Source organism: Rhizobium sp. NXC14, from assembly GCF_002117485.1.
GTDB lineage: Bacteria > Pseudomonadota > Alphaproteobacteria > Rhizobiales > Rhizobiaceae > Rhizobium.
Map to the genome: position 1 here is coordinate 2,792,382 of NZ_CP021030.1, position 23,107 is coordinate 2,815,488.

The following is a 23,107-nucleotide window of genomic DNA, read 5'->3' on the forward strand; positions in this document are numbered from 1 at the left end:
CGAGTAAAAAGCGCGGTCCGGCAGCAAGCTCAGATCTTATAAATCCGCTTCCGGGTCCCCTCGAGCCGCGTCAGGATCGCCTTGCGCCGTTCCGGCTTGGCCATGAATTCCTGGAAGCCGACGAGGCCGGCCTGGGCCATGTCCGGGTCGCTGTCGCGGTCGTAATATTGCGAGGTGCCCTGCACCGTCTTCATCGTCTCGACAGCGATATTGACGAGCGGATCGTTGCTGGGCGGCAGGTCGTTGCGCGGCGGCACGTTGCCGCCCGGCTCCAGATAGGTGGCCAGGTTTTCCGGACGATAGAAATAGGCGAGGAATTCGCGTGCGCCCTGCTTGTTCTTGGCCTTTGCGGGAATGTGGATCGAATTGACTGAGAACTCCTCGAAATGGCCGATCTTGGCATCGAGCACCGGGAAGGTCGCGTAAGCGAGCTGCGGCAGATCAGCTTCGGTGAAGGCCGAACGCAGGAAGGCGCCGAGGTTCATCATGCCGGCCTTCTTCTGTGCCAGTAGTGCGGCGGCCTCCTGCCAACCGAAGGAGGTGTGGTTCGGCGTGAAGAAGCCTTTGCCGATCATCGCTTCCCACTGGTCGAACACCGCCGTCAGCGCCGGATCGAGATAGCTCATCTCGCCGTTCATCAGCGCCATATGCTTGTCGAGGCCGTTGATGCGCAGGTTCATCTGGTCGAACCAGCCGGCCGCCGGCCACAATTCCTTGGTGCCCATCGCAACCGGCGTGATCCCCGCCGTCTTGCACTTGTCGCCATAGGCCATGAATTCTTCGGCCGTCTTCGGCACCGTCAGGCCATGCTGCTCGAACACATCCTTGCGGTAGAACATGCCCCAGAGCGTGCCGCCGGTGGGCAGCCCGTATTGTTTGCCGTCTTCAGTGACGGCGCCGATGGTCGCGCCGAGCACGTCCTTATATTTCTCCTTCTCGACGAGATCGGAAATATCGTCGAACAGGCCGCGCTTGACGAAGGCGCGCATGCGGTTGCCCGAAAACCAGGAGCAAACATCGGGCGCGCCGGCGACCAGATAGTTGCGGATCGCCGTTTTATGGGCCTCATGGTCCATGTTGTTGATGACGACGTTGACGCCGGCTTCCTTGCTGAAGCCAGCAGCAATTGCCTTCAGCGCGTCCAGCGCAGCTGCATTGTTTTCGTCGGAGATCATGGTGACCTCCTGGACCTGCGCGATCGCCGGGATCGGGAAGCTGCCGGTGACGGCAGCGGCAGAAACCAGGCCCGCACCCTTTAGGAAGCGCCTGCGGGTAGTCGACGGAAATTGCTTCAAAAATGCCATTGAATTCCTCCCAGTTGATCGATCGACAACTCCCAGCCATCGCCTTCCCCGTGGAACGACTGACCAGGTTTTGCAACGCGGAGATCACCCGCCAATTCCAGCGATAAAACGCTTGGCTGAGTTGATCCGCAGCGGAACTTATGCATAGATCTTTTCAGCCCGCAATAATTAATTTACAAAATTAAGGAATGCATCGTGAAGCTGAAAGGCGACCAGACCACGGCGAGAGCCATGAACCGACGCCTCATCCTCAACCTTCTCCGCCGCGAAGGGCCGAGGAGCCGCGCCGATATCGCGACGGTGATCGGCTTGAGCCCGGCCGCCGTCACCTTCGTCGTTTCAGACCTGCTGGAGGAAGGCATCGTCACCGAGGGCAAGGCCGTGCCCGGCCTCGCCGGCCGCCGGCCGATCCCAGTCGAGATCAATTACGAGCATTCGCTCGCCCTCGGCTTCAAGCTGATGGTGGATTCGGTGGAATGCGTGGCGACCGATCTCGCCACCAATCCCGTCGCCGCCATGCGCGTCGGCCTTGAGGGCCATGATCCGGATTATGTCGCCGACCTGCTCGCCGGCACCGTGCCCGAACTGGTGAAGCTCGCCGGCCGGCCGAAAGCCAAGCTCGCCGGCATCGGCATCTCCATGCCCGGCGTCATCAACCACGAACAAGCAGCCTGCGTGCGCAGCCACCGCTTCAAATGGGACGACGTCCCCCTCGCCGCGCTCGTCGCAAGCCGCGTCCACGTGCCGGTCTGGCTTGAAGACGATACCAACGCTTACGCCATCGCCCAGCAGCTCTTCGGCCTCGGCCGCCAGCACCGCAACATGGCCGTGCTCGCCGTCGGCGTCGGTATCAGCTGTGCGCTCGTCATCGACGGCAAGCTCTATCGCGGTGCCAATGGCGCTGCCGGCAAGTTCGGCCACACGCTGTTCGAGGAGAACGGCCGCCTCTGCGAATGCGGCAAGCGCGGCTGCCTGATGGCCTACCACTCCGAACTCTCGATGCTGCGCCGCTGGCGCGAGGCGACCGGCCGCGGCGAGGAACTCAGCCTCCCCGAACTCCGCGAAGCGCTCGCCTCAGGCGACGCCACCGCCACCGCCCTCGTCGCCCATTCCGGCCGCGGGATCGGCACCGCACTCGCCAACCTCGTCAACATCACCGACCCCGAAGTCATCGTCGCCGGCGGCGAAGCCGTCTCGCTCGGAGACCCCTTCCTCACGCCCTTGCGCGAAGCGCTTGCCGCCCGCACCTTCCGCACCGCCCCGCCGCTGCTGCCCGACTGGGAGGATAACTCCTGGGCTAGGGGCGCGGCTGCGCTGGTGACGCAGAAGATCTTCGATTTCGAGTCATCGGGCGGGGTGACGGATATTGCGACACTCGGCGTGAGAGGTTCGACGTCGGCGGCTTGAGGGTGAGAGCGACGGGATCTCCCTTGCCGGGGAGCGGTACGGCATACCCCCTCTGCCCTGCCGGGCATCTCCCCCACAAGGGTGGAGATCGGCAAGAGGTTGGACCATCGTTCCCTCACCGCCGCAGCGCAGCAGCTATACGGTCTTTGCTTGGGGAAGCCATCGCGCCCATCCGATCTCCCCACCTGTGGGGGAGATGCCCGGCAGGGCATAGGGGGTGCCACACGGCACGGCGAAAAAGGCCGGCCCCCCGTGACCGCCTCTCTCCCGCCCATCTTCCAGGCCCCGTTGCATTTCGCGCTCACGCGACTACTTTTCATGCAAGGCCGCTGCCCTCCGGCGGCGAAGAGATATCACGTGAGCAAACCATGTGCCGAAACATAAAACCCCTGTTCAATTTCGATCCGCCGGCGACGAACGAAGAGATTCACGATGCCGCGCTCCAATTCGTACGCAAGCTCAGCGGCACGACCAAGCCGTCGAAGCGCAATGAGGCCGCGTTCGAACGCGCGGTGGGTTCGATCGCTGCCTGCGCCCGCGAACTGCTCGATTCATTGGAGACGTCTCAGCCGCCTCGCGATCGCGAGGAAGAAGCGGCGAAGGCGCGCGCGAGATCCGCGATGCGGTTCGCGTAGGAAACCCCGCTCTTGCAGACTCCCGGTCGGGTCCGCGGATACACTTGCTTACAAAAAGGCAGGTTTCCAGACACATGCCTGGTTCAATCATCGACTGAAATGGCGATGCGGCCAACGAGCCGGAACGGTCAATTCAGGAAGGATGACACGATGAAAATGATCCAGGCCATGGCGCTCGCCTTCGTTCTCGGCGGCGCTGCGGCAGCGCATGCGGAGCAGCCGATAGAGCGCACCGACCTCATCAAGAACGATATAGACGTGCCGGGCCACGAAGTCGTCCAGGTGCGCGTCGATATCGCCCCGGGCGTTCTCGCGCCGAACCACTCGCATCCGGGCGAAGAGATCGCCTTCGTTCTCGAGGGCACGCTGGAATACAAGCTCGAAGGCAGGGAGCCGGTGACGCTCAAGGCCGGTCAGTCGCTGTTCATTCCCTCCGGCGTGGTGCATTCGGCAAAGAACGTCGGCAGCGGCATGGGCTCGGAATTGGCGACTTATATTGTACGCAAGGATGAGGCGCTCGTCGTACCCGCCAAGTGAGATGACGTCAGGATTGGGACGGGCGATTGAAGTTTCCGTCCGTCCCTCGTGTCGTTCTAAGGAAAATGCCGGAGTTCCGCCAACCGCAACCGCAATCGGCTTCCAGGCAGCGCCCGGAACAAACGGCGGGCGCTGCGGCCTTAGGCACAAGCCTATCGCTGCTGCGGCTGCGCCGGCGGCGGGGTGCCGATCTTGTCCAGAACCTTCTTGGCGAGAGCCGGGTCGCTTTGCGCGGCCGTCAGGATCGAGGAATATTCCTCGACGGAGATGTCGGGAGAGGCCTGGACGGTTTCGACCATCTGCTTCTTGGCTTCATCCTGCAGCTTCTGCTTCGAAGCCTGATCCTTCGTCGCGTCAATCTTGGCGGAATATTCCTGCCTGACTTTATCGACCTGCACGTAGGCAACGGCAAAGGCCTCGAGTTTCTGATCACTGACAGGGGAAGCCGCACCGGTACCACCCTGTCCTTGCATGGGCGCCTGGCCCTGTGCCGGCGGCTGCTGTTGTGCCTGGGCAAGCTCGGTCGCGGATGCCGGGCTGAGAGCAAGCAGACTGAACACCGCGGCTGTCATCGTTGCGAGGGATGTGTAACGAGTGATCATTTTCATTCCTTTTCCGGTGATTTGGACGGCAGCAAAGACCGCCTCGGTCGATCGCTCAGCCGCTAGAAAAGGCTGGCGAGGTCGCAACGATGAAGGCTGAAAAGGGCTCGGTGCGGCGACAACAGGGCTATTTGCTGACGATTGAGCGGCAGCTTTGTGGCCTGAGGCAGCCACTACCTCGCGAACTTCCGCGCGCCCATCACGCAGAGAATGACCGCGACCGTCACGCCGAGCATGGCCCACGTCACCGGCTCGTGCAGCAGGGTGGCGGCAAGCGCCAGACCGAAGAAGGGCTGGAGCAACTGCAACTGGCCGACGGCGGCGATGCCGCCCTGAGAGAGGCCGCGATACCAGAAGATGAAGCCGATCAGCATCGAGAACAGCGAGACATAGGCAAGTCCGACGAGCGCCGGCGTTTCTATTCCGGCGAAACTTGCCGGCCGGTAGATGAACGCGACGGTGATCATGATCGGCAGCGACAGGACCAGCGCCCAGGAAATCACCTGCCAGCCGCCGAGCGTGCGCGACAGCCTGCCGCCCTCGGCATAACCGAGACCGCAGGCAAGGATTGCCGCAAGCATCAGCAGGTCGCCGACCGGCGAGGCCGTCAGGCCTTGCGTCAGGGCAAAGCCCCCCACGAGCGTACTGCCGAGAACCGAGAACAACCAGAAGGCCGGCTTCGGCCGCTCACCGCCGCGGATGACGCCGAAGATGGCCGTTGCAAGAGGCAGCAGACCGACGAAGACGATCGAATGGGCTGACGTGACATGCTGCAGCGCCAGCGCGGTCAGCAGCGGAAAGCCCATCACGACGCCGAGCGCGACAACGGCGAGCGAGAGGATATCGCGCCCGGCCGGCCGCTTCTCACGAAAGACGATCAGCAGGCAGAGCGCCAGCAGCCCGGCGATCGCCGCGCGCGCAACGGTCAGGAAGACGGGATCGAATTGCGCCACCGCCAAGCGCGTCGCCGGCAGCGAACCGCTGAAGATCACCACACCGATCAAACCATTGACCCACCCTGCCGTCATTCGCTCCATCATGCATTCCTTCCGAGACACATGCCGTCGAAACCCTGCGGCCTTGAGAGAACGGCATGCATAAACAATAACCTGAGGCGCGTTAGTTGAATCGAATTCGCAAGAACGGGCCGTCCAGTCTTATCCGCCAAAACCGATAGCCACGACAGTGACGGTCTGATACGATTTTGCAAAACTGTTATGGTTCAAAAGGCAGTACGGATGAACGAAGAGATAGCGGGACGCACGCGCGTCGAGATGGTGATGACGACGATCCGGCAGCGCATTGCCGGTCGCAGCCTGACGCCAGGGGCAAGGCTGCCCTCGGTGCGCGGCCTCGCAGCCAGCATGAAGCTCTCGACTTCGACCGTTGTCGACGCCTATGAGCGCCTGGTCGCCGAAGGCGCGATCATGTCCCGGCCGGGCTCCGGCTTCTATGTCGCCAACCAAGCGGCCCCCTTCGCGCTGACCGAGGCCGGACCGAAGCTCGACCGCGCCGTCGACCCCTTCTGGATTTCGCGGCAATCGCTGGAGGCGGATGAAGCCGATCTGAAGCCCGGCTGCGGCTGGCTGCCGCCCTCCTGGCTGCCCGGCGAGGGCGTGCGCCGGGCACTCAGAACGCTTGCGCGCGCCGAGGGGAAGGCCCTTGCCGATTACGGCTCGCCGCTCGGTCTGCCGCCGCTGCGCCAGCTGATTTCGCGGCGCATGGGCGAGCGTGGCATCGAGGCCTCGCCGGATCAGATCCTGCTCGCCGAGTCTGGCACGCAGGCCATCGACCTTCTCTGCCGTTTCCTGCTCGAACCCGGCGACACGGTGCTGGTCGACGACCCCTGCTACTTCAACTTTCACGCATTGCTGCGCGCCCACCGGGCGAAGATCGTCGGCGTGCCCTACACACCGTCAGGCCCCGATCTCGAACTCTTCGCACAGACGCTCGCCGAACATCGACCCCGGCTCTACATCACCAACTCGGCCATCCACAATCCCACCGGCGCGACACTCTCTCCCGTCACGGCCCACCGGGTGCTGAAGTGCGCCGAGCAGTTCGACCTCACCATCGTCGAGGACGATATCTTCGCCGATTTCGAATATGTGGCAGCGCCCCGCCTCGCCGCTTTCGACGGGCTCGAGCGGGTCATCCATATCGGCAGCTTTTCCAAAACGCTTTCGGCCTCCGCCCGCTGCGGCTTCATCGCCACCAGGCCCGAATGGATCGAGGGCCTCACCGACCTCAAGATCGCCACTTCCTTCGGCGGCGGCCGGATGACGGCCGAGCTGGTGCTCAACGTCTTGAGCGACGGCGGCTACCGCAAACACATGGAAATGCTCAGGCAGCGGCTGGCGCGCGTCATGAGCGAAGTCTCCGCGCGCCTAAAAAGTTCGGGGATAAAACCCTGGCTTGAGCCCCAGGCCGGCATGTTCCTCTGGTGCCGACTGCCGGACGGCCTCGACGCAGCTGATGTCGCGCGGGCGGCGTTGGAAAAGCGGATCGTGCTGGCGCCGGGCAATGCGTTCAGCCTGTCGCAATCGGCGACGAATTTCATGCGGTTCAATGTGTCGCAGACGCTGGATGAGAGAGTGTTTGCGGCGTTGGGGGACGTGTTGGGAAAGGCCGCACGATAAAGCTTACAACACATCCCTCGGAAAAACGGTAGGACATCAGAGCGACCGAAAGGTCATGCAGTGCCGGCCATCTCCCCCACAATGAGGGAGATCGGCTGGAAGCGCCGGTTTCCCCAAACAATAACGCCGCAAACTGCGCAACATTGGTGATCCGCGAAGGTCAGGCCTCCTGCCGATCTCCACCCTTGTGGGGGAGATAGCCGGCAGGCCAGAGGGGGTGCCACACAGCACGCCGATCGAATCAGCCAACGATTTCGGACGCGCTGGTCTCGCCCACCCATCAAAACGACCGATTGAGCGCCTTATCGTTCTCCAGCCGCGTCACGCAGCCCTCCAGCTTGGCAAGCAGCAGGTCGAAGTCGAGCGGCTTCGTCAGATAATCCGCCGCCCCGGCCCGCAGGCCGGCGAGCGTGTTTTCCCGGTCTGTCAGCGCCGTCAGCATGATGAAGGGAATGTTGGAGAGCTCCGGATGATTGATCTGGATTTCCGCCAGAAGCTGATGCCCATCCATAACAGGCATGGAAATGTCGCTGATGACGATATCCGGCCATTTCGATAGGATCATTTCCAGGCCTTCTGCGCCGTTCGAGGCCTCGAGCGTCCTGTAGCCCGCTTCGTTCAACTCTTCGACGAGGAGATTCCGGATCTCGACTTCGTCTTCTATGCACAGGACTGTAACCATAAGCTCTTCCTTAAGCTGCGACTTGTTGATCCGACAATAGAGATTCTATTGGCAGAGAAATGGCAAATGTAGTGCCCTTGCCAAGCTCGCTCGTCACCTCGACGGTGCCGCCGTGGAGCTCGACGACCTGCTTGACGACGTTGAGGCCAAGGCCGGTTCCGGCAATGCCCGTCGCGCTGCGGGCGCGATAATAAGGTTGAAACAGTTTCGGCAGATCATCCGCGTCCATGCCGATGCCGCTATCGGTAATGGTGATTTCCACCATTTTCTCGTCAACCCGCGCGCGCACATAAATATCAGGCTGATCGGGCGAATATTTGATGGCGTTCGAAATCAGATTGGTGAAGACCTGCTCCATCGCGCTTCGGTCGAAGGTCAATATGCCAGGTATGAGCTCGAGATCGAGATGAAAGACATGCGAAAGGCTAAGCTCGCGCTGTCGATCGCAGCAGGTGATGAGCAAGACTTTCAGATCACCCTCGCTCCGCTTCAGTATGATCTTTCCGGTTTCGAGCCGGCCGCTGGCAAGGATGCTCTCCATGAGATCGACCATGCGCACCACCGCGCTGCGGATCACTCCGGCTTTTTCGTGAACATACTCACCGCTGACGTTGGTCGTCGAGCGGCAGAGCCGCTGGGCGGCCGCGTCGATGATGGCAAGCGGCGTTCGAAATTCGTGCGAAGCCATGGCGACGAACTGGCGCTGCAGCGCATTCACCTGGCGTTCGTGCACCAGCAGGCGGTCCAGCTCCTGCCTTTGCCTTTCGATTTCGGCCGTTCGGTCCGCCACCATCTCTTCCAGATGGTTGCGGTGGCGGGTGAGCTCGGCCTGACTGTCCAGCAGGGTCAGCGAAGTGCGATGCAATCCCCGTCCGAGCCAGAACACCGCAGCGATCAGCAGGGCCAGACAGCCGAGCCCCGCCGGCGCCACCTGCTGAAGCAGCATGAAGCCCGGGCGGATCGGCTGCCACACGAGATAGCCGACCACCCCACCGTCATGAGACAAGACAGGCACTTGCGCCCGCTCGCCGTCACCCTTCGAAGGAGAAAAATGCAATCCTTCCAGCCGCGCATAATGGGCGACGCTTTCAGCAGCCTTTCCGTCGATGAACTTGACAGAGACGGCGATGAATTCCTTACCCGCCTCGATTTGCATCCTTATCGAACTCGGCAGAATGGGGCGCGCGCTTGTTATCGCCGGTCTGTTGCCGATCATGACCGTGCGTACCCTGGCCAGCTGGCCAAGCGGTTGACACGCAAAAGTTGACGGACGGTGAATTATGCGCTTCGGTGCGTGTCCGCGACATGTCTGTCTTGGATATCTCGCTGTCTGCGAAGGAGAGCTTGTGGCCGCAACGACACCCAAAACGTCAGGCATCAGCGTCGAACCGATCACTGCTGCGCATATCGACAGTTTTCATCGCGCCCTCGACGTGGTTGCGCGGGAGAAAAAGTACCTATCTATGCTGGAAGCCACGCCCCTGCCTCAGACGCGTGAGTTCGTAATGGGCATGATCGCAAAGGGCAATCCGCAATTCGTTGCCGTGATTGGCGAAGAGGTCGTCGGCTGGTGCGACATCAGCCGGCATTTCTTCCCGTCCCACGCTCATCGCGGAAAGCTCGGCATGGGGATTCTTCCCGCCTATCGCGGCCAGGGTCTTGGACGGAAGCTCATCGAAATGACTTTGAGAGCCGCGCGGAAAGCTGGTTTTATCAGGATCGAACTCGATGTGTACGAGGACAATAGCCGTGCCATCGCACTCTATGAAAAACTGGGCTTCGTGCGCGAAGGCATAATCCGTCGCGCCGCGCGCATCGATGGTCGGTTCATCGATGCGATCGGAATGGCGCTTTTATTCAAAGATGATGGGTCTGCATAAACCGGCGTATTCTCAGCGATTTTGTTTCCGCATAATCAATTGGTTGGTGCCGGCACTCAAGAGAGCCTCATCCCCCGGGGCCGCAACGGCGAATGTGGACGTGCTGGCGACGGGGGCGGCAAGGAGCAGCGTTTGGGCGCGTGCTTCGAGGCTCCGCCCTAAGGGCTGCGCACCTCAGCATGAGGGGCTCGGGGGAATGCCGCGCCTGAAGCTAAAGCAGACGGATATCGCGCCAAAGCTCCTTCTTTTAAGGAGCAGCACCCGCGCCCGGCGGCGCAGCGCTCATGGCCGGCGCACGGCGCGGATCTTGCCGCTATTGCCTCCGCCACAGAAGAAGCAGCCTGCGCCGTCGGATTCCAGCCCCGAGACGCCGGCGCCTTCGGGCATGTCGAGCCGCTCCAGCACCTCGCCCGTCTGCGGATCGATGCGCCTGACGTCGCTGTCGTCGCCCTCCCAGGTCCCGTGCCAGAGCTGGCCGTCGACCCAGGTGACGCCTGTGACGACGCGGTTGGATTCGATGGTGCGCAGGATCTTGCCGGTTTCGGGATCGATTTGATGGATCCTGCGGCCGCGATGCTGGCCGACCCAGAGCGTACCCTCGGCCCAGGCAAGGCCGGAATCGCCGCCATTGCCGGGGGCCGGGATGGTGGAAAGGATCTGGCCGGTCTTGGGGTTGATCTTGTGAATGACATCCTCGGCGATCTGATAGAGGAACTCGCCGTCGAAGGCCGTGCCGGCATGGGAGGCGACCTCGATTGACCGCACCACCTCACCGCTTTCGGGATCGAGCGCGTTCAGCCTGTCGCCTGAGGCGAACCAGACATGCCGGCCGTCAAAGGTGACGCCGTGAACGCGCTCAGCACCCGGAAAGGGTCCATATTCACGCAGAATGGTCGCAGCCGATGTCTTCATGTCTTCCTCCATGTCGGTTGACCCATACTAGTCGCTCGGCAGTGGTCCCGGGAGTAACAAGATCGTCGGGAAAGAGGAGAGCGGCGGGCTCATCCAGCGGCGTGCCCGCCCGCGTCCGATCGCTTGCACCTTCTCCTCGCCAGCGAGCGCATCCAGCGCCCGCTGCACGGTGCGCGGACTGGTGCCGAGCGCGATTGCCAGCGCCGAACTCGACCACGCTTCGCCATCGGCGAGGAAAGCGAGCACCGCCGCATGCGGCCCTTCGACGAGCGGCGCAAGCACGGCAACCTCAGAAGCGCCGGCAGGGGAAAGGGCAAAACCGCGCTTGGTAGCCGAGACTTCCGCCAGGCCGGCTAGTTCCGCGCGCAGCCGGCCGATCTCGACGCGCAGCCGGGCGCGATGCGATTCATCGGCATGCTTGCCGCGGAAGGCGCGTGCGATCAACGCTCCCCGCGACACATCTGCCGGCCAGGCTTCGACAAGCGCACGGGCAAGCGCGAAAAGCACTGGCCGGCTCGCCAGCGGCACCACCGCACCGCCCGCGCGCACGACATGGCGGCAGGCGTCGACGACGAGCGTGCCATTTGAAAAGAGCGCCTCCACCTCGGCAAGCAGCAGCGGCCGGTCATGCCCACGCGAAACCAGCCGCGCCGCAGGCAGATCGAGCACATGTCCAGCGGCTTCGACCTCCGCCGCCAGCACGGGCATATTCGCCCGCTCGGCCGCAAGCTGTGCCCGTTCGAGTGCTGCGCGCGCCACCTGCGTGCGCAGGCGCCGAACGGCGATGCCGGCCGCGACAAGTTCATGGGCGGTCCGCAATGGCGGCGGCAGCGGCGTCGGGTCGAGCGCAGCCAGCGCCTGCTCGGCTTCGTCGAGGCGGCCGATCAGCATCAGCCGGCGAATGGCGATATTACCGGCATGGGCGGCGTTGATCCGGTCGCCATGCGCTTCCAGAACCTTGCGCGCCGCCTCCAGCGCCTTCGGCGGCCAGGTGAGATCGCGCGAGACGAGTGCGATCTCGGCCTCGGCGACGACGCAGCGGGCGCGGGCCACGGCCTCCCGCGGCCCGAAGGCGCGCGCGGCACTCTTCAACAGCGCCTTGGCGCGGATGAGATCTCCGAGCTGCGCCATGGCGATGCCGCGCAGCGCCAACGCCGGCGCGTCGTCGCGCAGCGCCACCCGTTTCAGCGCTCCAAGCGTATCGCCGGATGCCAGCGCCTGTGCAGCGGCCGTAATCAGCGAGTCCATTCAAATCCCGTCACACTTGTCACTCCCGGCATTTGTCCTCCCGCCGTAATCTTCGCTCAACGGCAGGCAACCGCGCCGGATGTTACGACGAGAGACAGGCAAAGGAGAAGACCATGACGGCAATGCTGAACGCAACCCGCGAGCAATGGCTGGCGGCGAGACTTGATCTGCTCGAGGAGGAAAAGGAACTGACGCGGCAAAGCGATGCGCTGGCGGCCAAACGCCAGCAATTGCCCCGTGTGAGGATCGACAAGGACTACCGCTTCGATACCGAAGGCGGCGAAGCTTCGCTGAAGGATCTGTTCGGCGGGCGTTCGCAGCTCCTGATCTATCACTTCATGTTCGGACCGGATTACAGCGCCGCATGCCCCTCCTGCTCCTCGATCGCCGACGGCTTCAACGGCTTCTTCGTCCACCTGGAAAACCACGACGTCGCCTTCTGGGCCGTCTCGCGCGCGCCGCTCGCAAAGCTTGAGGCCTTCAAGCGGCGCATGGACTGGAGTTTCCCCTGGGCCTCCTCCGCCGGCAGCGATTTTAACGCCGATTTCAGCGTCTGGTTCAGCCCGGAGCAACAGCGTCGCGGGGAGATCGAATACAACTACCGTCGCGAACCGCCCGCCCCCGAACCGCCAACTGGCAAGCCCGTGCCGGAATGGCAGTCGCGCGGCAGCGACGAACCCATCGTCCAGATCGCTTCGATGACCGGCACCGACGTCCCTACCTACACCCGCGACCGCCCCGGCGTCAGCGCCTTCGAACTCATCGACGGCGTCGTCTACCACAGCTATTCGAGCTATGCGCGCGGGCTGGACGGGCTCTGGGGCATGTACCAATGGCTCGACCGTGCCCCGAAGGGCCGCAACGAAACCGGCATCTGGTGGCGCCATCACGACCGCTACGGCAAGGAGTGACTGTCATGTCCTCCTCCGCCGCCGATTACCTGTCGCTTGCCTCCGCTCCGACATTCGCCATTATGGCGGTGCTGACGGCGGCAACCGGCACCCCCGACATGATCTGCATGACCACGCCCAGTGCCTTCCCTGTCGGCGGAATGATGCCGATGTACCTGCTGATGAGCGCCTTTCATCTGGGTCCGTGGCTGCGGCTCGCCAGCAGGGAGGGCTTGGGGCGCAGATGATGGTTCGACGCCTCCCGTCGGTTTATGCCGCACGGAACGCGTATAAACATCCAGCATCTGCACCACCCGACCCCTACCAAAACCGAGGCCGGTTGCCCGAAGCCAGCCGCCGGCGTGGGTACCTCCTTGGCCCGGCAGCCGCAAGCGCGAGCACAACAACCGCGACCAGACCGAAAAGGAGCGGCGCCGAATACCGGTGCGGCGATCGCAGCCCACCATCGATCTGGGCGGCGTCGGTGGAGGGCCGGTAGAGATTGCCGTCGCTTTCGACGGCGCGCGGCGCCCGCTTGAAATAGGCGCCCATCAGCCGGCCGAGCGCTCTGGCGGCGAGATTGGGTGCCAGCAGATGGGCGAGCCGCGTCGCAGTTGTGACCACGCCGACGGTGGTGGTTGCGCGTGGCGATCTGGCGACGCCGACGATCGCCTCGGCGACCCGGCGCGCATCGAGAACCGGCGGCGGCGCGGAAACCTGGCGGCCGACATAATTGGCGCCGTGCCTGAGGCCAGGCGTATCGACGAAGGCGGGATAGACGTCGCAGACATGAATGCGCGGCTTGTCGGCAACCTCCGCCCGCAGCGCCTCGGAGAAGCCGCGCAGGCCGAATTTGCTGGCGCTATAGGCGGCCGCGAACGGTGCCGCCGCAAAGCCGCCGAGCGAAATCATGTTGATAAAGACGCCCCGGTCCTGCTTCAAGAAGATCGGCAGCACCGCATGGGCATCGTTCATGTGGCCGATCAGATTGGTGCGGATGATCTGCTCATGCGCCTCGATCGGCGTCTCCTCGAACCGACCGACCGCGCCGACGCCGACATTGCTCACCCAGACGTCGATATCGCCGAGAGCCTTTGCCCTGTCGGCCAGCGACCGCACGGCAGCAGGCTCGGTGACGTCAGTAACAACGGAAATCGCCTCCGCACCCAGACCCCGGCACGTCTCGGCAACCTTTTCCAAGGCCTCGCCGTTGCGGGCCGCGAGCACCAGCCTGCTTCCGCGCCGAGCGAAGGCCTCGGCAGTGGCCTGACCGATGCCGCTCGATGCTCCCGTAATGACGACCACTGCATTTTCGAGATTGATAGACATCGTTCCGCCTCTCTGTCCTGGGGAAAGCGCCGGCGCCACAGGCGCATCCATCAAACACCTCCGTGAAAGCGGAGTTCCCGAATGACGACCGCTGCCTGCATACTCGGCCCGGGAAAAGCGACTCATTTCCCGATATTTGCGGGCATTGTCTCGCATCCCGCTTCTGCAAGAGTCGCCGGCCAAGCGCAGGTTCCATCCGGTTACGATTGTCTTGCGCACCGAAACTATGCGATGACCAATCCACCAAGAGATGCAACGGATAAAAGGCGCGCCATGAAGAAGATCGGTTTTCTCTCGTTCGGGCACTGGACGCCCTCGCCCCAATCGCAGACGCGCTCGGCAGGTGATGCGCTGCTGCAGTCGATCGACCTTGCCGTTGCGGCCGAGGAGCTCGGCGCCGATGGCGCTTATTTCCGCGTGCACCATTTCGCCCGGCAGCTCGCCGCGCCCTTTCCGCTGCTTGCCGCCGTCGGCGCCAAGACCAGCCGGATCGAGATCGGCACGGCGGTTATCGACATGCGCTATGAGAACCCGCTTTATATGGCCGAGGATGCCGGTGCGGCCGATCTCATCGCCGGCGGGCGGCTGCAACTCGGCATCAGCCGCGGCTCGCCGGAGCAGGTGATCGATGGCTGGCGCCATTTCGGCTATGCGCCGCCGGAAGGCCAGAGCGAGGCCGACATGGCCAGGCATCATGCCGAAGTCTTCCTCGAAGTGCTGCGCGGCGAAGGCTTCGCCAAACCGAACCCGCGGCCGATGTTTCCGAACCCGCCCGGCCTCCTGCGTCTCGAGCCGCATTCGGAAGGCCTGCGCGAGCGGATCTGGTGGGGCGCAAGCTCCAATGCCACCGCCGTCTGGGCGGCCAAGCTCGGCATGAACCTGCAGAGCTCGACGCTGAAGGACGACGAGACGGGCGAGCCCTTCCACGTCCAGCAGGCGGCCCAGATCCGCGCCTATCGCGAGGCCTGGAAGGCGGCCGGCCATACGCGCCAGCCGCGCGTCTCTGTCAGCCGCAGCATTTTCGCGCTGGTCGACGACCGAGACCGCGCCTATTTCGGCTACGGCAACGACGAAGGCGACAAGATCGGCTTCATCGACGAGAAGACGCGGGCGATCTTCGGCCGCAGCTACGCTGCCGAACCTGACGTGCTCGTCAAGCAGCTTGCGGAAGACGAGGCGATTGCTGAGGCAGACACACTGCTGCTCACCGTACCCAACCAGCTCGGCGTCGACTACAACGCCCACGTCATCGAGGCGATCCTCGCTCACGTCGCTCCGGCGCTCGGCTGGCGCTGACGGCGAGGCTTGGCGCGAGCCTTCGATATGCGCTGTAGTAATGCGAAACGGCAGCTGTCGTTGGCCGGCATCATTTCGATGCGTCCGGGACCTAACTGGCGCGGTCGGCGTTGATGATGCGAGCCTTGAATCGGTCACGTCGCGACCGACTTAAGGCTGCAGTCGAATCGCTCGAGTTGCCTCATGCCGCGCACTAACCTGAACGACATCCTGATCTTCATGGCCGTCGTCGATGCCGGAACCTTTATCGCCGGGGGGCAGGCCATGGGCCTCTCCCGTTCCGCGGCGGGAAAGGCCGTCACCCGCCTCGAGGAGCGGCTCGGCGCGCGCCTGCTCAACCGTACGACGAGGACACTCAGCCTGACTGATGAAGGACGAGTGTTCTATGACCAGGGGCTGCAGATCCTGGCATCGGTCGACGAGGCGGAGGCGAGCATTGCGGGGCGAAGTGGTTTGCCGCGAGGCGTTCTCAGGCTCGCCGTTCCCGATGTCTTCGGGCGGCTGGTCATGCTCCCTTTACTCGAAAAATATCTTCGCACGTGGCCCAACGTGCAGGTCGAAGTGAGCTTCACCGATCACGCCACCGACATCGTCGAGGATGGCTTCGATCTGGCGATCGGGATTGGCGCGAAGTCGTCGGCCGCCGACAGCCGATTGATCACGCGCGTGATCGCCAGTGACAAGGTGCTGCTCTGCGCCTCGCCCTCCTATCTCACCGAACGCGGCGTCCCCAATGATATGGCGGATCTGGCCGCCCATGACTGCCTGTTCTTCACCAACCGCGACCAAAGGCAGGGCTGGCGCTTTCGCAGCGGTGGCGGCTGGATCAAGGCGCAGGGGCGCAGCCGCCTGAGACTCGACAGCGGTGAAGCCCTCCACGACGCTGCCCTGGCCGGCTTCGGGATCGCGCTCCTGCCGAACTTCCTCATTGCCGCCGATTTGACCGCCGGCCGTCTCCGGCAAGTCCTCCCTGATCTAGAAACCGACGACACGAAAATCGTGGCGCATTATTCCGACAAAGGCGTGTTGGAGCCGCGCGTCCGCTGCTTCATCGATCTGTTGATCGAGGAAATCGGAGGTCAAGGCTAGGCCCGCGCGGCGCTGATGCCACCGCCTTGTCAAAACCGCGAAAGCTCTTGAGCGCCAGCGGAGAGAGGGTCGCGGCGAGGTAAGCGAGGCCGCAGAGGAGCAGCGCCGCGCCAAGCCCGATTGTGCTGATCAGCGCGCCACCGACGAGGCCGCCGAAGGGAATGAGAGCAAAGCACAGGGCGGTGTTCATCGCGGTGACGCGCCCGGTCAGCGGTTTGGGGATCCGCTCGAAGATCACCGCCGACAGGATCGGGTTGAGGAAACCGGAGGCAAAGCCTGCGATTGCGAGTGTTGCAAACACGGAGCCGAGCGGCGCATCCACCACGAGCATCAGGAAGCGCGGAAATCCGGTCAGGAGGAAGGCCACGGTATAGACGATCAGACGCGGCATGCGTTCGCCGATAACAGCGGCAATCGCCGCGCCCGCGATGGAAGCGCCGGAGAAGACGGCAAACATCGCGCCGAGCAGCTCCGGCCCGTGACCGGCGTCCCGGATCCAGACCGGCAGCAGCACGGCGTGATAAGCCTGATCGAGCAGATTGGTGATCGCCACCATGGCGACAATGCTGACGAGCACGGCGTCGCCGCGGAGAAAGCGCCAGGCTTCCCGGAGATCGTCGAGATAGGAAGGCAGCTTGCCCGACGGCGCGACGGACCGATCGGGAGCGCGCCGCATGCCGGGTATGCCGGTCGCGACGACCAGCGCTGCGGCGGCGAAGGTGGCGGCGTTGACGAGGAGCGCCTGACCCGGGCCTATCAACCCGATCAATGCGCCGGCGCCGGCAGCGCCCACCGTTGAGGCCAGCCGTTCGATGGCGCTGGAGGTGCCGGTCACCCGCTCGAGCGGCACGGCTGCCAGCGCAGCAATATCGGGAACCATCGCCTGCTTGGCGGCATCGGAGGGCCCGCGCAGCACACCCATGGCAAAGACGAGGGGCAGCAGCACCGGCACGGTCAGTACAGCGAAGAGATCGAGAAGCGGCACCAGCCCGACCGCGATCACGGAAGCCGTGTCGCAGATGATCGCGATGCGCTTGGCGCCGATGCGGTCGATCAGCGGCCCGCCGAGCGCCTTGGCGAGCACATAAGGCAGCATCTCCATCATCGCCGTCAGCCCGGTCAGCACCGGGCTGCCTGTGGCGCTCAGCACCAGCCAGGGGATGGCGATGGTCGATAGCCGGGTGCCAGAAAGTGAAAGTGTCTCTGCGGCGGCAAGCGCCAGGAATGGCCTGCCTTCTCTCACCGCTCGTCCTCCCGCTCGCAGTGCGGCAGCCGGCCCGGATAGGGGAAGGCGTGCAGCATGACATAGAAGGGAACCATGCCAGGATTCCGGGAAGTCGCCTCCCCCAGCGGCGGGGCGGCCCGCATCGCTTCAAGGATGATGCCTGTCAGCCGCTTCGTCAGAGCCTCGGCCTGTTCCGCCGTCATTGGGATGATGATGTCGTCGGTCGTTGTCGCCCTGCGCCATTCCGCCGGCAGCTCGGCATATTCCTCCAGCGCCTGCTGCATCTGGCCGACCTGCAGCGAGAGAGCCGCCTGGTTGAAGGCCATGTCGAGATCGAGCGCCTCGCCTTCGGATTCGCTCGGGGGAACCGAGGTCAGCTCGTGGCGGGCCTGCCACCAGCGGTCGCGCCGCGAGACATGCGGCGCTTCCTCGATGAAACCGTATTGGGCGAGCTGGCGCAGGTGATAGCTGGTCGCGCCGCTGTTCAGGCCTAACCGAACGGCGAGCTGCGTCGCAGTGGCGGGGCCGTCGATCCTCAGCATGCCGAGCATGCGCAGCCGAACGGGATGCGCCAACGCCTTCAGCGCGGTGGGTTCGGGCACGACCCGGCTGACGGTGCGGGAGGCGGCGGCATCTGCCGCAGGCTTGGAGCGTGGATCTTTCATGGCTGAAGCGTACTATTGCAAACACATCTTTGCAAACATTTCTTTGCAATGTTACTTGGAGCCGCGAAAGGTGCTTGAAAACCAGCTTCGGCCCTAGCCAAGCACAATCACGCACCCTAAGACCGGCGCCACGATCCGCATGATGTGAGGGTGAGGGATGGCTGAGGATGCGCAGAAAAACATTGGTACCTGGTACATCGACCCCGATGCCGAGGACAGGATGGCCGATGGACATGCGCCCATCTGGCGCCACCTGATCGATCTGATGCTCGAGCGAGACCTCTCCGATAAGATCGTGCTCGATTTCGGCTGCAATCAGGGCGGCCTGCTGCGGCACCTTTATGCGATCCGCCCCTTCCGCAAGGCGCTCGGCATCGACATAGCCGAAACCTCGATCGCCAAGGCCGAGACGCTGAAAGGCAATCTGCCGATCCAGCATCAGGTCGGCGGCAGACTGGAGGGCTGGAGCGAGGAATTCGACCTCGCCGTCAGCCATGAGGTCATCTATCTCGTCCCCGATATCGACGCGCACGCCGCCGATATCCGCCAGGCACTGAAATCAGGCGGCGTCTATTATGCGGTGACCGGCTGCCACACGGACAATCCGCTCTGGCCGAAATGGCGCGAGCTCGTCGCCAACCGCACCAACACCGTCGTTCAGGATCGGTCGATCACCGATTACGGCCGCGCCTTCGAAAAAGCGGGCTTCGACGTCTCCGCACGCAAGCTCGAATATGACGGCTTCATCCCCTTCGTTGCGGACGGCTGGACGCCTGACTTCGCCGATGCGCTGGACTATTACACCCAGACGAAAATCGTCTTCAGGTTGGTAAAGCGCTAGATACTGCCGGCTGCAGCCGCATCAGCTCGACATCGAAATGCGGCGGGCTGTCGGGCGTGACCTGGACGAAGCGGCCCCTGACGCGGAAGATGTCCTGGACGAGGTTGCATTCGGCAAGCTCACGCGGCGGGCCATCGAACCTGAGCTGCCCCTTTTCGAGCAGCGAAATGCGGTCGCTGACGGCAATCGCCTGGTTGATGTCGTGGATCGCCATGACGATGGTCACGCCCTTCTTCCGGCTCAGCCGATGCAGGAGATCGAGCACCTCGACCTGATAGCCGATATCAAGGAAGGAAGTGGGCTCATCGAGCAGCAGGATCTCCGCTTCCTGGGCCAGTGCAGCTGAAATCCACGCTCTCTGCCGTTCACCGCCGGACAATTCACGCAGGCTGCGGTCGGCCAAATCGGACAGGCCGGTGTTTTCGAGCGCCCATTCGATCGCCTCTTCGTCGCGGCTGTCATAAGAGCGGAACAGGCCGACATGCGGATAGCGGCCCTGGCGCACGAGCTGGGCGACGGTCATTTCATCCGGTGCGGCCGGCTGCTGCGGCAGGAAGGCGAGCCTTTTTGCCAGCATCCGGCGCGACATGGAGGCGACGGCGACGCCGTCGAACGACGCCCTGCCCGCAGCCGGTTGGATGAGGCCCGCCAGCGCATGCAGCGCCGTGCTCTTGCCAGAGCCGTTCGGGCCGATCAGCGCCCGGATCTCGCCCTTTTCGAGCGAAAGGCTGAAGCCGCTGAGGGCCTTTCGCTTGTTGTAGACGACCGAGAGGTCGGAACAGGACAATGGCATTTCGGCCTCACATGGTTTTGCGCAGCAGCGCGAGCAGAAGCGGCACGCCGAAAACGGCCGTGACCACGCCGATCGGGATTTCCTCGGCATGGCCGAGTAGCCGGCCGATGAGATCACCGAGCGCGACGACGACGGCGCCGAGCACGATCGTCAGCGCCAGCGACAGCCTAAAATTCCGCCCGGCCAGGAAGCGAGCGAGATGCGGCACGATGAGCCCGACGAAGACGATCGGCCCGACCGCGCCGACGGCACTTGCCGCAAGCGCGCAGGAGACGATCAGCACGATCGAGAACTGCCTGCGATAGCCGAGCCCGAAGGACCGGGCGACGGCCGCATCGAACTGCAGCAGCATCAACGGCCGGTAGATCACCGGCAGCATGGTGAGGCCGGCGATGGTGAACGGCAGCAGGAAGAGCGCGTGATCCCAGCTGCGGGCGTAAAGGCTGCCGGACAGCCATTCGAGAATGATCTCGATGCGGGCCGATCCCCATCCGGCGATTAGGCCGATCGCCACCGCATGTAGCACCGCGCCGACCGCCACGCCGCAGAGCGTGATGCGTAGCGCGCTGAGGCCGAGACGGAAGGCAAGCAGATAGATGACGCCGCCGGCAAGCAGACCGCCGGCTAGACCTGCCGCCGGCAGCCATGCGACCGGCAGTTCGGCCAGCGTGTTCGAGCCTGGTTTGAAAATATAGACGGTAAGGAGCAGGAAGATCGTCACCGACAGCGTCGCCCCCTGCGACACGCCCATCAGCGACGGATCGGCAAGCGGATTGCGGGTGATCGTCTGCAGCAGATATCCCGCCAGCGAAAAATGGATGCCGGCGAGAATGCCGGTGGCGATGCGCGGCAGCCGGATATCGAAAATGATCAGCCGCGCTTCCGCCGAGCCGCCGCCGGTCAACACGGCCGCGACGTCGGCCACGGGAATATCGGCGACGCCGAGGAAGACAGCCGCCGCAAGCGACAGGATGGCGAAGACGCCAAGCGCGACGGCCATGCCGAGACTTGCCGAACCGGCCGATGTCGATGCCGGCGCGCTCATCGCGTCTCACCCGCGAGGCTCAGCCGCCCGCGCTGGACGAGATAGATGAAGATCGGGCCGCCAAGCATTGCGGTGATGATGCCGACGGGCAGTTCACGCGGGATGGCGATGCTGCGCGCGAAAACATCGGCGACCGTCACGATCAGCGCGCCGAGCGAGGCGCTCAACCCGATCTCCCAACCCGTGCCGCGGGGTTTCAGCAGCCGGGCGATGTGGGGAGCGGCAAGACCGACGAAGGCGACCGGCCCGGCGACGGGCGCAACGCCCGCGACCGGAATGACGGCAAGGATGAGAACGAGGGGCTTCCACAGGCCGAGCTGCAGGCCCATGCCGGCCGCCGCATGATCGCTCAGCATGAACATGCCGATGACGCGCCGCAAAAGGAGCGCCCCGGCAACCCCGGCGATCGTCCAGGGCAGCATATAGAGGACATGTGACCAGCTGCGCCCCTGGAAGCCGCCGGCGAGCCAGAAGAGCAGCGATGCCGATTGCGGCCCGGTCAAGAGCAGCACATAGGTGGTGATCGCGCTTAAGAACAGCGAGACGCTGACGCCGCCGAGCGCGAGCTGCAGCGGCCGCCCCTGCCCGCCGCGCGAAACGCAGAATGTCACCGAGGCAGCCAAGACCCCGCCGGCAAGGCCGATGAAGGGATAATAGGCAGGCGAAAGCCAGGGCAGATAGACGAAGCAGCAGACGATCGGCGCGACCGCCCCGGATGTCACGCCGGTAATGCCGGGATCGGCCAGCGGATTGCGCGTCAGCGTCTGCAGCAAGTAGCCGGAAACGGCAAGGCCCGCCCCGCCGGCGGCCGCCGCCAGGCTGCGCGGCAGCCGCAGCGTCCAGACGAGGACAGATTCGAGCTTGCCGTCGGGCGCCAGGAGCACGCGCAGCGCTGTCTCGGCCGAAAGCGTCTTAGCGCCAACCAGCAAGCCGAGCATCGCCGCCAGCATCGCGGCCGCGACAATGAGCCCTATGGCCAGGAATGATTGCCGGGGGCTCATCGCAGGCCTTTTCCTTGGACTTAGTTCTGCAGTTCGGCCGGGATCAGCTTGGCAGCCTCGGCCTTGACATCGACAGCCGGGAACGTGTCGGGGTAAAGGTAGTGCGCAGCCTCGCGCAGCACGATTTCGCGGGCGATCGGGCCGTTGGTCTCGACCCACTGGTCGCCGACGTAGAAGACGCGGTTGTTCTTGACTGCCGACAGCTGCGACCAGATCGGGTTGCTCTCATGCGGGCGATCCGGGCCGGAATCATAGACGAAGATGACCTCCGGATCCTTCTCGAGCATGGTTTCGAGGCTGAGGTCGATGCCGAACTCGCCGCCCGGAGTTTTCGGCCCCGGAACATTGTCGCCGCCGATCGCGGCGACGATCGAGGCCGAGGTATTTTCCGTGTGGAAGGCGAAGGGTGTCGCGCCGCCCCACATGATCAGGAAGCGCGGGTGAACGCCCTTCGGCGCCTTGGCGGCAAATTCCGCAAGATGCTTGCGGAATTCGGCGTTCAGCTGCTCGCCGCGTTCGGGCTGGCCGAGCAGCTTGGAAAGGGCGGCGGTCTCGCTGTAGCTCTCTTCGAGCAGTTCCATATTATAGGCGACGTAGGGCGCGATGTTTTGAAGCTGCGCCGCATTGCCGACCGTATAGCGGCGGATCGCGACGATCAGATCCGGCTTGGCTTCGGAGAGAAGTTCCAGATTGGGCTTAGCGCGCTGGCCGATCTGCTTCATTCCGGAAGTCCGGCCCAGCAGGAATTCGGGCTCGCGGCCTTTCGTCATATAGGTGCTGGCGACCGGCTTGATGCCGAGTGCCAGCGCGACGTCATCTGCGAAATAGGAAATCGAGGCAAGGCGCTTCGGCTGTGCCGGAACCTCGACGGTGACGCCGCGATCGTCGACGACCGAGACTTTCTTGCCGTCATCGGCCTGCGCGGCCCCTGCCACGAGCATTGCGGACAGGCCGAGGGCCGAGAAAAATTTATGTACGTATCGAGTCATATCTGAAAACTCCCCTCTGACCGGCAGAGGCTTTAGCCAAAAAAGCGGAGTTTAACAATCATGATTCTTTTGCGCTGTTTCTGGGAAGGGACGGCACT

At 63.8% G+C, this 23,107-nt stretch carries 22 protein-coding genes and 2 pseudogenes; 10 read left to right on the top strand and 14 right to left on the bottom strand.

From position 1 onward, the window contains the following. Window positions 1–29: 29 nt before the first annotated feature. Entirely contained in the window at window positions 30–1,304 is a 1,275-nt protein-coding gene (locus NXC14_RS13810) for an ABC transporter substrate-binding protein (RefSeq protein ID WP_085778617.1), read from the bottom strand. 195 nt (window positions 1,305–1,499) lie between these two features. Here NXC14_RS13810 and NXC14_RS13815 point away from each other — a divergent pair, with 195 nt between their 5' ends. The 3 genes from NXC14_RS13815 to NXC14_RS13825 all read left to right on the top strand — a co-directional run bounded on the left by NXC14_RS13815 (window position 1,500) and on the right by NXC14_RS13825 (window position 3,883). Further along, entirely contained in the window at window positions 1,500–2,711 is a 1,212-nt protein-coding gene (locus NXC14_RS13815; RefSeq protein ID WP_085778618.1) for an ROK family protein, read from the top strand. Window positions 2,712–3,079: 368 nt separating this feature from the next. Continuing rightward, on the top strand, window positions 3,080–3,346 hold the full coding sequence (locus NXC14_RS13820; RefSeq protein WP_085778619.1) for a DUF2277 domain-containing protein: 267 nt from the start codon (window positions 3,080–3,082) through the stop codon (window positions 3,344–3,346). A gap of 150 nt (window positions 3,347–3,496) precedes the next feature. Continuing rightward, window positions 3,497–3,883, top strand: a complete 387-nt coding sequence (locus NXC14_RS13825) for a cupin domain-containing protein (protein ID WP_085780112.1) — start codon at window positions 3,497–3,499, stop codon at window positions 3,881–3,883. A 152-nt stretch (window positions 3,884–4,035) separates the two neighbouring features. Here the strand turns inward: NXC14_RS13825 and NXC14_RS13830 are convergent, their stop codons facing one another. After that, window positions 4,036–4,485, bottom strand: a complete 450-nt coding sequence (locus tag NXC14_RS13830; RefSeq protein ID WP_085780113.1) for a DUF4168 domain-containing protein — start codon at window positions 4,483–4,485, stop codon at window positions 4,036–4,038. Window positions 4,486–4,658: 173 nt separating this feature from the next. Then, window positions 4,659–5,522, bottom strand: coding sequence for a DMT family transporter (locus NXC14_RS13835; protein ID WP_085780114.1), 864 nt, complete (start codon window positions 5,520–5,522; stop codon window positions 4,659–4,661). Between the two features lie 180 nt (window positions 5,523–5,702). Between NXC14_RS13835 and NXC14_RS13840 the strand changes: the two genes are divergently transcribed. Then, window positions 5,703–7,124, top strand: coding sequence for a PLP-dependent aminotransferase family protein (locus NXC14_RS13840; RefSeq protein ID WP_085778620.1), 1,422 nt, complete (start codon window positions 5,703–5,705; stop codon window positions 7,122–7,124). A gap of 280 nt (window positions 7,125–7,404) precedes the next feature. Here the strand turns inward: NXC14_RS13840 and NXC14_RS13845 are convergent, their stop codons facing one another. Together NXC14_RS13845 and NXC14_RS13850 are read right to left on the bottom strand one after the other, a co-directional pair. Then, the gene (locus NXC14_RS13845; RefSeq protein WP_085778621.1) at window positions 7,405–7,806 is read right to left on the bottom strand and encodes a response regulator; all 402 of its coding nucleotides are present in this window, start codon (window positions 7,804–7,806) and stop codon (window positions 7,405–7,407) included. A gap of 10 nt (window positions 7,807–7,816) precedes the next feature. Then, window positions 7,817–9,052: pseudogene (locus NXC14_RS13850) on the bottom strand (HAMP domain-containing sensor histidine kinase); the annotation flags it as partial. A 100-nt stretch (window positions 9,053–9,152) separates the two neighbouring features. Here NXC14_RS13850 and NXC14_RS13855 point away from each other — a divergent pair. Beyond that, complete coding sequence (locus tag NXC14_RS13855) at window positions 9,153–9,686, top strand: GNAT family N-acetyltransferase (protein WP_245362098.1); 534 nt, start codon at window positions 9,153–9,155, stop codon at window positions 9,684–9,686. 282 nt (window positions 9,687–9,968) lie between these two features. Here NXC14_RS13855 and NXC14_RS13860 read toward each other — a convergent pair whose 3' ends face one another. Both NXC14_RS13860 and NXC14_RS13865 read right to left on the bottom strand, forming a co-directional pair. Continuing rightward, window positions 9,969–10,598: a PQQ-binding-like beta-propeller repeat protein gene (locus NXC14_RS13860; RefSeq protein WP_085778622.1), complete on the bottom strand. Its 630-nt coding sequence runs from the start codon at window positions 10,596–10,598 to the stop codon at window positions 9,969–9,971. A gap of 27 nt (window positions 10,599–10,625) precedes the next feature. Beyond that, complete coding sequence (locus NXC14_RS13865; RefSeq protein ID WP_085778623.1) at window positions 10,626–11,846, bottom strand: helix-turn-helix domain-containing protein; 1,221 nt, start codon at window positions 11,844–11,846, stop codon at window positions 10,626–10,628. Window positions 11,847–11,959: 113 nt separating this feature from the next. Between NXC14_RS13865 and NXC14_RS13870 the strand changes: the two genes are divergently transcribed. Together NXC14_RS13870 and NXC14_RS13875 are read left to right on the top strand one after the other, a co-directional pair. Beyond that, window positions 11,960–12,757: a thioredoxin family protein gene (locus NXC14_RS13870; RefSeq protein WP_085778624.1), complete on the top strand. Its 798-nt coding sequence runs from the start codon at window positions 11,960–11,962 to the stop codon at window positions 12,755–12,757. A gap of 17 nt (window positions 12,758–12,774) precedes the next feature. Continuing rightward, window positions 12,775–12,984: pseudogene (locus NXC14_RS13875) on the top strand (hypothetical protein); the annotation flags it as partial. A 73-nt stretch (window positions 12,985–13,057) separates the two neighbouring features. On the opposite strand, the gene NXC14_RS13880 reads toward NXC14_RS13875, so the two are convergent. Beyond that, window positions 13,058–14,065 (bottom strand): SDR family oxidoreductase, encoded by a 1,008-nt coding sequence (locus NXC14_RS13880; RefSeq protein ID WP_085780116.1) that lies wholly within the window; start codon window positions 14,063–14,065, stop codon window positions 13,058–13,060. Window positions 14,066–14,338: 273 nt separating this feature from the next. On the opposite strand from NXC14_RS13880, the gene NXC14_RS13885 reads away from it, so the two are divergent. Both NXC14_RS13885 and NXC14_RS13890 read left to right on the top strand, forming a co-directional pair. Next, window positions 14,339–15,361, top strand: coding sequence for an LLM class flavin-dependent oxidoreductase (locus NXC14_RS13885; protein WP_085778625.1), 1,023 nt, complete (start codon window positions 14,339–14,341; stop codon window positions 15,359–15,361). A gap of 183 nt (window positions 15,362–15,544) precedes the next feature. Then, window positions 15,545–16,450, top strand: a complete 906-nt coding sequence (locus tag NXC14_RS13890; protein WP_085778626.1) for a LysR family transcriptional regulator — start codon at window positions 15,545–15,547, stop codon at window positions 16,448–16,450. On the opposite strand, the gene NXC14_RS13895 is transcribed toward NXC14_RS13890, so the two are convergent. Together NXC14_RS13895 and NXC14_RS13900 are read right to left on the bottom strand one after the other, a co-directional pair. Next, window positions 16,410–17,693: an MFS transporter gene (locus NXC14_RS13895; protein ID WP_085778627.1), complete on the bottom strand. Its 1,284-nt coding sequence runs from the start codon at window positions 17,691–17,693 to the stop codon at window positions 16,410–16,412. The two genes, NXC14_RS13890 and NXC14_RS13895, sit on opposite strands and share 41 nt — an antisense overlap. Next, on the bottom strand, window positions 17,690–18,340 hold the full coding sequence (locus tag NXC14_RS13900) for a helix-turn-helix domain-containing protein (RefSeq protein ID WP_085778628.1): 651 nt from the start codon (window positions 18,338–18,340) through the stop codon (window positions 17,690–17,692). The genes NXC14_RS13895 and NXC14_RS13900 overlap by 4 nt, the downstream gene beginning before the upstream one ends. Window positions 18,341–18,497: 157 nt before the next feature. Between NXC14_RS13900 and NXC14_RS13905 the strand changes: the two genes are divergently transcribed. Further along, window positions 18,498–19,181, top strand: a complete 684-nt coding sequence (locus NXC14_RS13905) for a class I SAM-dependent methyltransferase (protein ID WP_085778629.1) — start codon at window positions 18,498–18,500, stop codon at window positions 19,179–19,181. On the opposite strand, the gene NXC14_RS13910 is transcribed toward NXC14_RS13905, so the two are convergent. From NXC14_RS13910 to NXC14_RS13925, 4 genes are read right to left on the bottom strand one after another with little or no spacing between them, the layout of a single operon-like run. Then, on the bottom strand, window positions 19,162–19,974 hold the full coding sequence (locus tag NXC14_RS13910; protein ID WP_085778630.1) for an ABC transporter ATP-binding protein: 813 nt from the start codon (window positions 19,972–19,974) through the stop codon (window positions 19,162–19,164). The genes NXC14_RS13905 and NXC14_RS13910 overlap by 20 nt on opposite strands. Window positions 19,975–19,981: 7 nt before the next feature. Beyond that, a complete protein-coding gene (locus NXC14_RS13915) occupies window positions 19,982–21,019 on the bottom strand; it encodes an iron ABC transporter permease (RefSeq protein WP_085778631.1) in 1,038 nt (345 codons plus the stop codon). Beyond that, the gene (locus NXC14_RS13920; RefSeq protein ID WP_085778632.1) at window positions 21,016–22,020 is read right to left on the bottom strand and encodes an iron ABC transporter permease; all 1,005 of its coding nucleotides are present in this window, start codon (window positions 22,018–22,020) and stop codon (window positions 21,016–21,018) included. Before NXC14_RS13920 ends, NXC14_RS13915 begins: the two co-directional genes overlap by 4 nt. Before the next feature lie 20 nt (window positions 22,021–22,040). Then, a complete protein-coding gene (locus tag NXC14_RS13925; RefSeq protein ID WP_085778633.1) occupies window positions 22,041–23,009 on the bottom strand; it encodes an ABC transporter substrate-binding protein in 969 nt (322 codons plus the stop codon). Between the last annotated feature and the right edge of the window lie 98 nt (window positions 23,010–23,107).

Bases quoted from the DNA above. Each gene is read 5' to 3' on its own strand.
- NXC14_RS13820 (WP_085778619.1), top strand. From the start codon at position 3,080: ATGTGCCGAAACATAAAACCCCTGTTCAATTTCGATCCGCCGGCGACG.
- NXC14_RS13890 (WP_085778626.1), top strand. From the start codon at position 15,545: ATGCCGCGCACTAACCTGAACGACATCCTGATCTTCATGGCCGTCGTC.
- NXC14_RS13915 (WP_085778631.1), bottom strand. From the start codon at position 21,019: ATGAGCGCGCCGGCATCGACATCGGCCGGTTCGGCAAGTCTCGGCATG.
- NXC14_RS13900 (WP_085778628.1), bottom strand. From the start codon at position 18,340: ATGAAAGATCCACGCTCCAAGCCTGCGGCAGATGCCGCCGCCTCCCGC.
- NXC14_RS13825 (WP_085780112.1), top strand. From the start codon at position 3,497: ATGAAAATGATCCAGGCCATGGCGCTCGCCTTCGTTCTCGGCGGCGCT.
- NXC14_RS13905 (WP_085778629.1), top strand. From the start codon at position 18,498: ATGGCTGAGGATGCGCAGAAAAACATTGGTACCTGGTACATCGACCCC.
- NXC14_RS13845 (WP_085778621.1), bottom strand. From the start codon at position 7,806: ATGGTTACAGTCCTGTGCATAGAAGACGAAGTCGAGATCCGGAATCTC.
- NXC14_RS13925 (WP_085778633.1), bottom strand. From the start codon at position 23,009: ATGACTCGATACGTACATAAATTTTTCTCGGCCCTCGGCCTGTCCGCA.
- NXC14_RS13920 (WP_085778632.1), bottom strand. From the start codon at position 22,020: ATGAGCCCCCGGCAATCATTCCTGGCCATAGGGCTCATTGTCGCGGCC.
- NXC14_RS13830 (WP_085780113.1), bottom strand. From the start codon at position 4,485: ATGATCACTCGTTACACATCCCTCGCAACGATGACAGCCGCGGTGTTC.
- NXC14_RS13880 (WP_085780116.1), bottom strand. From the start codon at position 14,065: ATGTCTATCAATCTCGAAAATGCAGTGGTCGTCATTACGGGAGCATCG.
- NXC14_RS13865 (WP_085778623.1), bottom strand. From the start codon at position 11,846: ATGGACTCGCTGATTACGGCCGCTGCACAGGCGCTGGCATCCGGCGAT.
- NXC14_RS13835 (WP_085780114.1), bottom strand. From the start codon at position 5,522: ATGGAGCGAATGACGGCAGGGTGGGTCAATGGTTTGATCGGTGTGGTG.
- NXC14_RS13885 (WP_085778625.1), top strand. From the start codon at position 14,339: ATGAAGAAGATCGGTTTTCTCTCGTTCGGGCACTGGACGCCCTCGCCC.
- NXC14_RS13910 (WP_085778630.1), bottom strand. From the start codon at position 19,974: ATGCCATTGTCCTGTTCCGACCTCTCGGTCGTCTACAACAAGCGAAAG.
- NXC14_RS13870 (WP_085778624.1), top strand. From the start codon at position 11,960: ATGACGGCAATGCTGAACGCAACCCGCGAGCAATGGCTGGCGGCGAGA.
- NXC14_RS13810 (WP_085778617.1), bottom strand. From the start codon at position 1,304: ATGGCATTTTTGAAGCAATTTCCGTCGACTACCCGCAGGCGCTTCCTA.
- NXC14_RS13840 (WP_085778620.1), top strand. From the start codon at position 5,703: ATGGTTCAAAAGGCAGTACGGATGAACGAAGAGATAGCGGGACGCACG.
- NXC14_RS13860 (WP_085778622.1), bottom strand. From the start codon at position 10,598: ATGAAGACATCGGCTGCGACCATTCTGCGTGAATATGGACCCTTTCCG.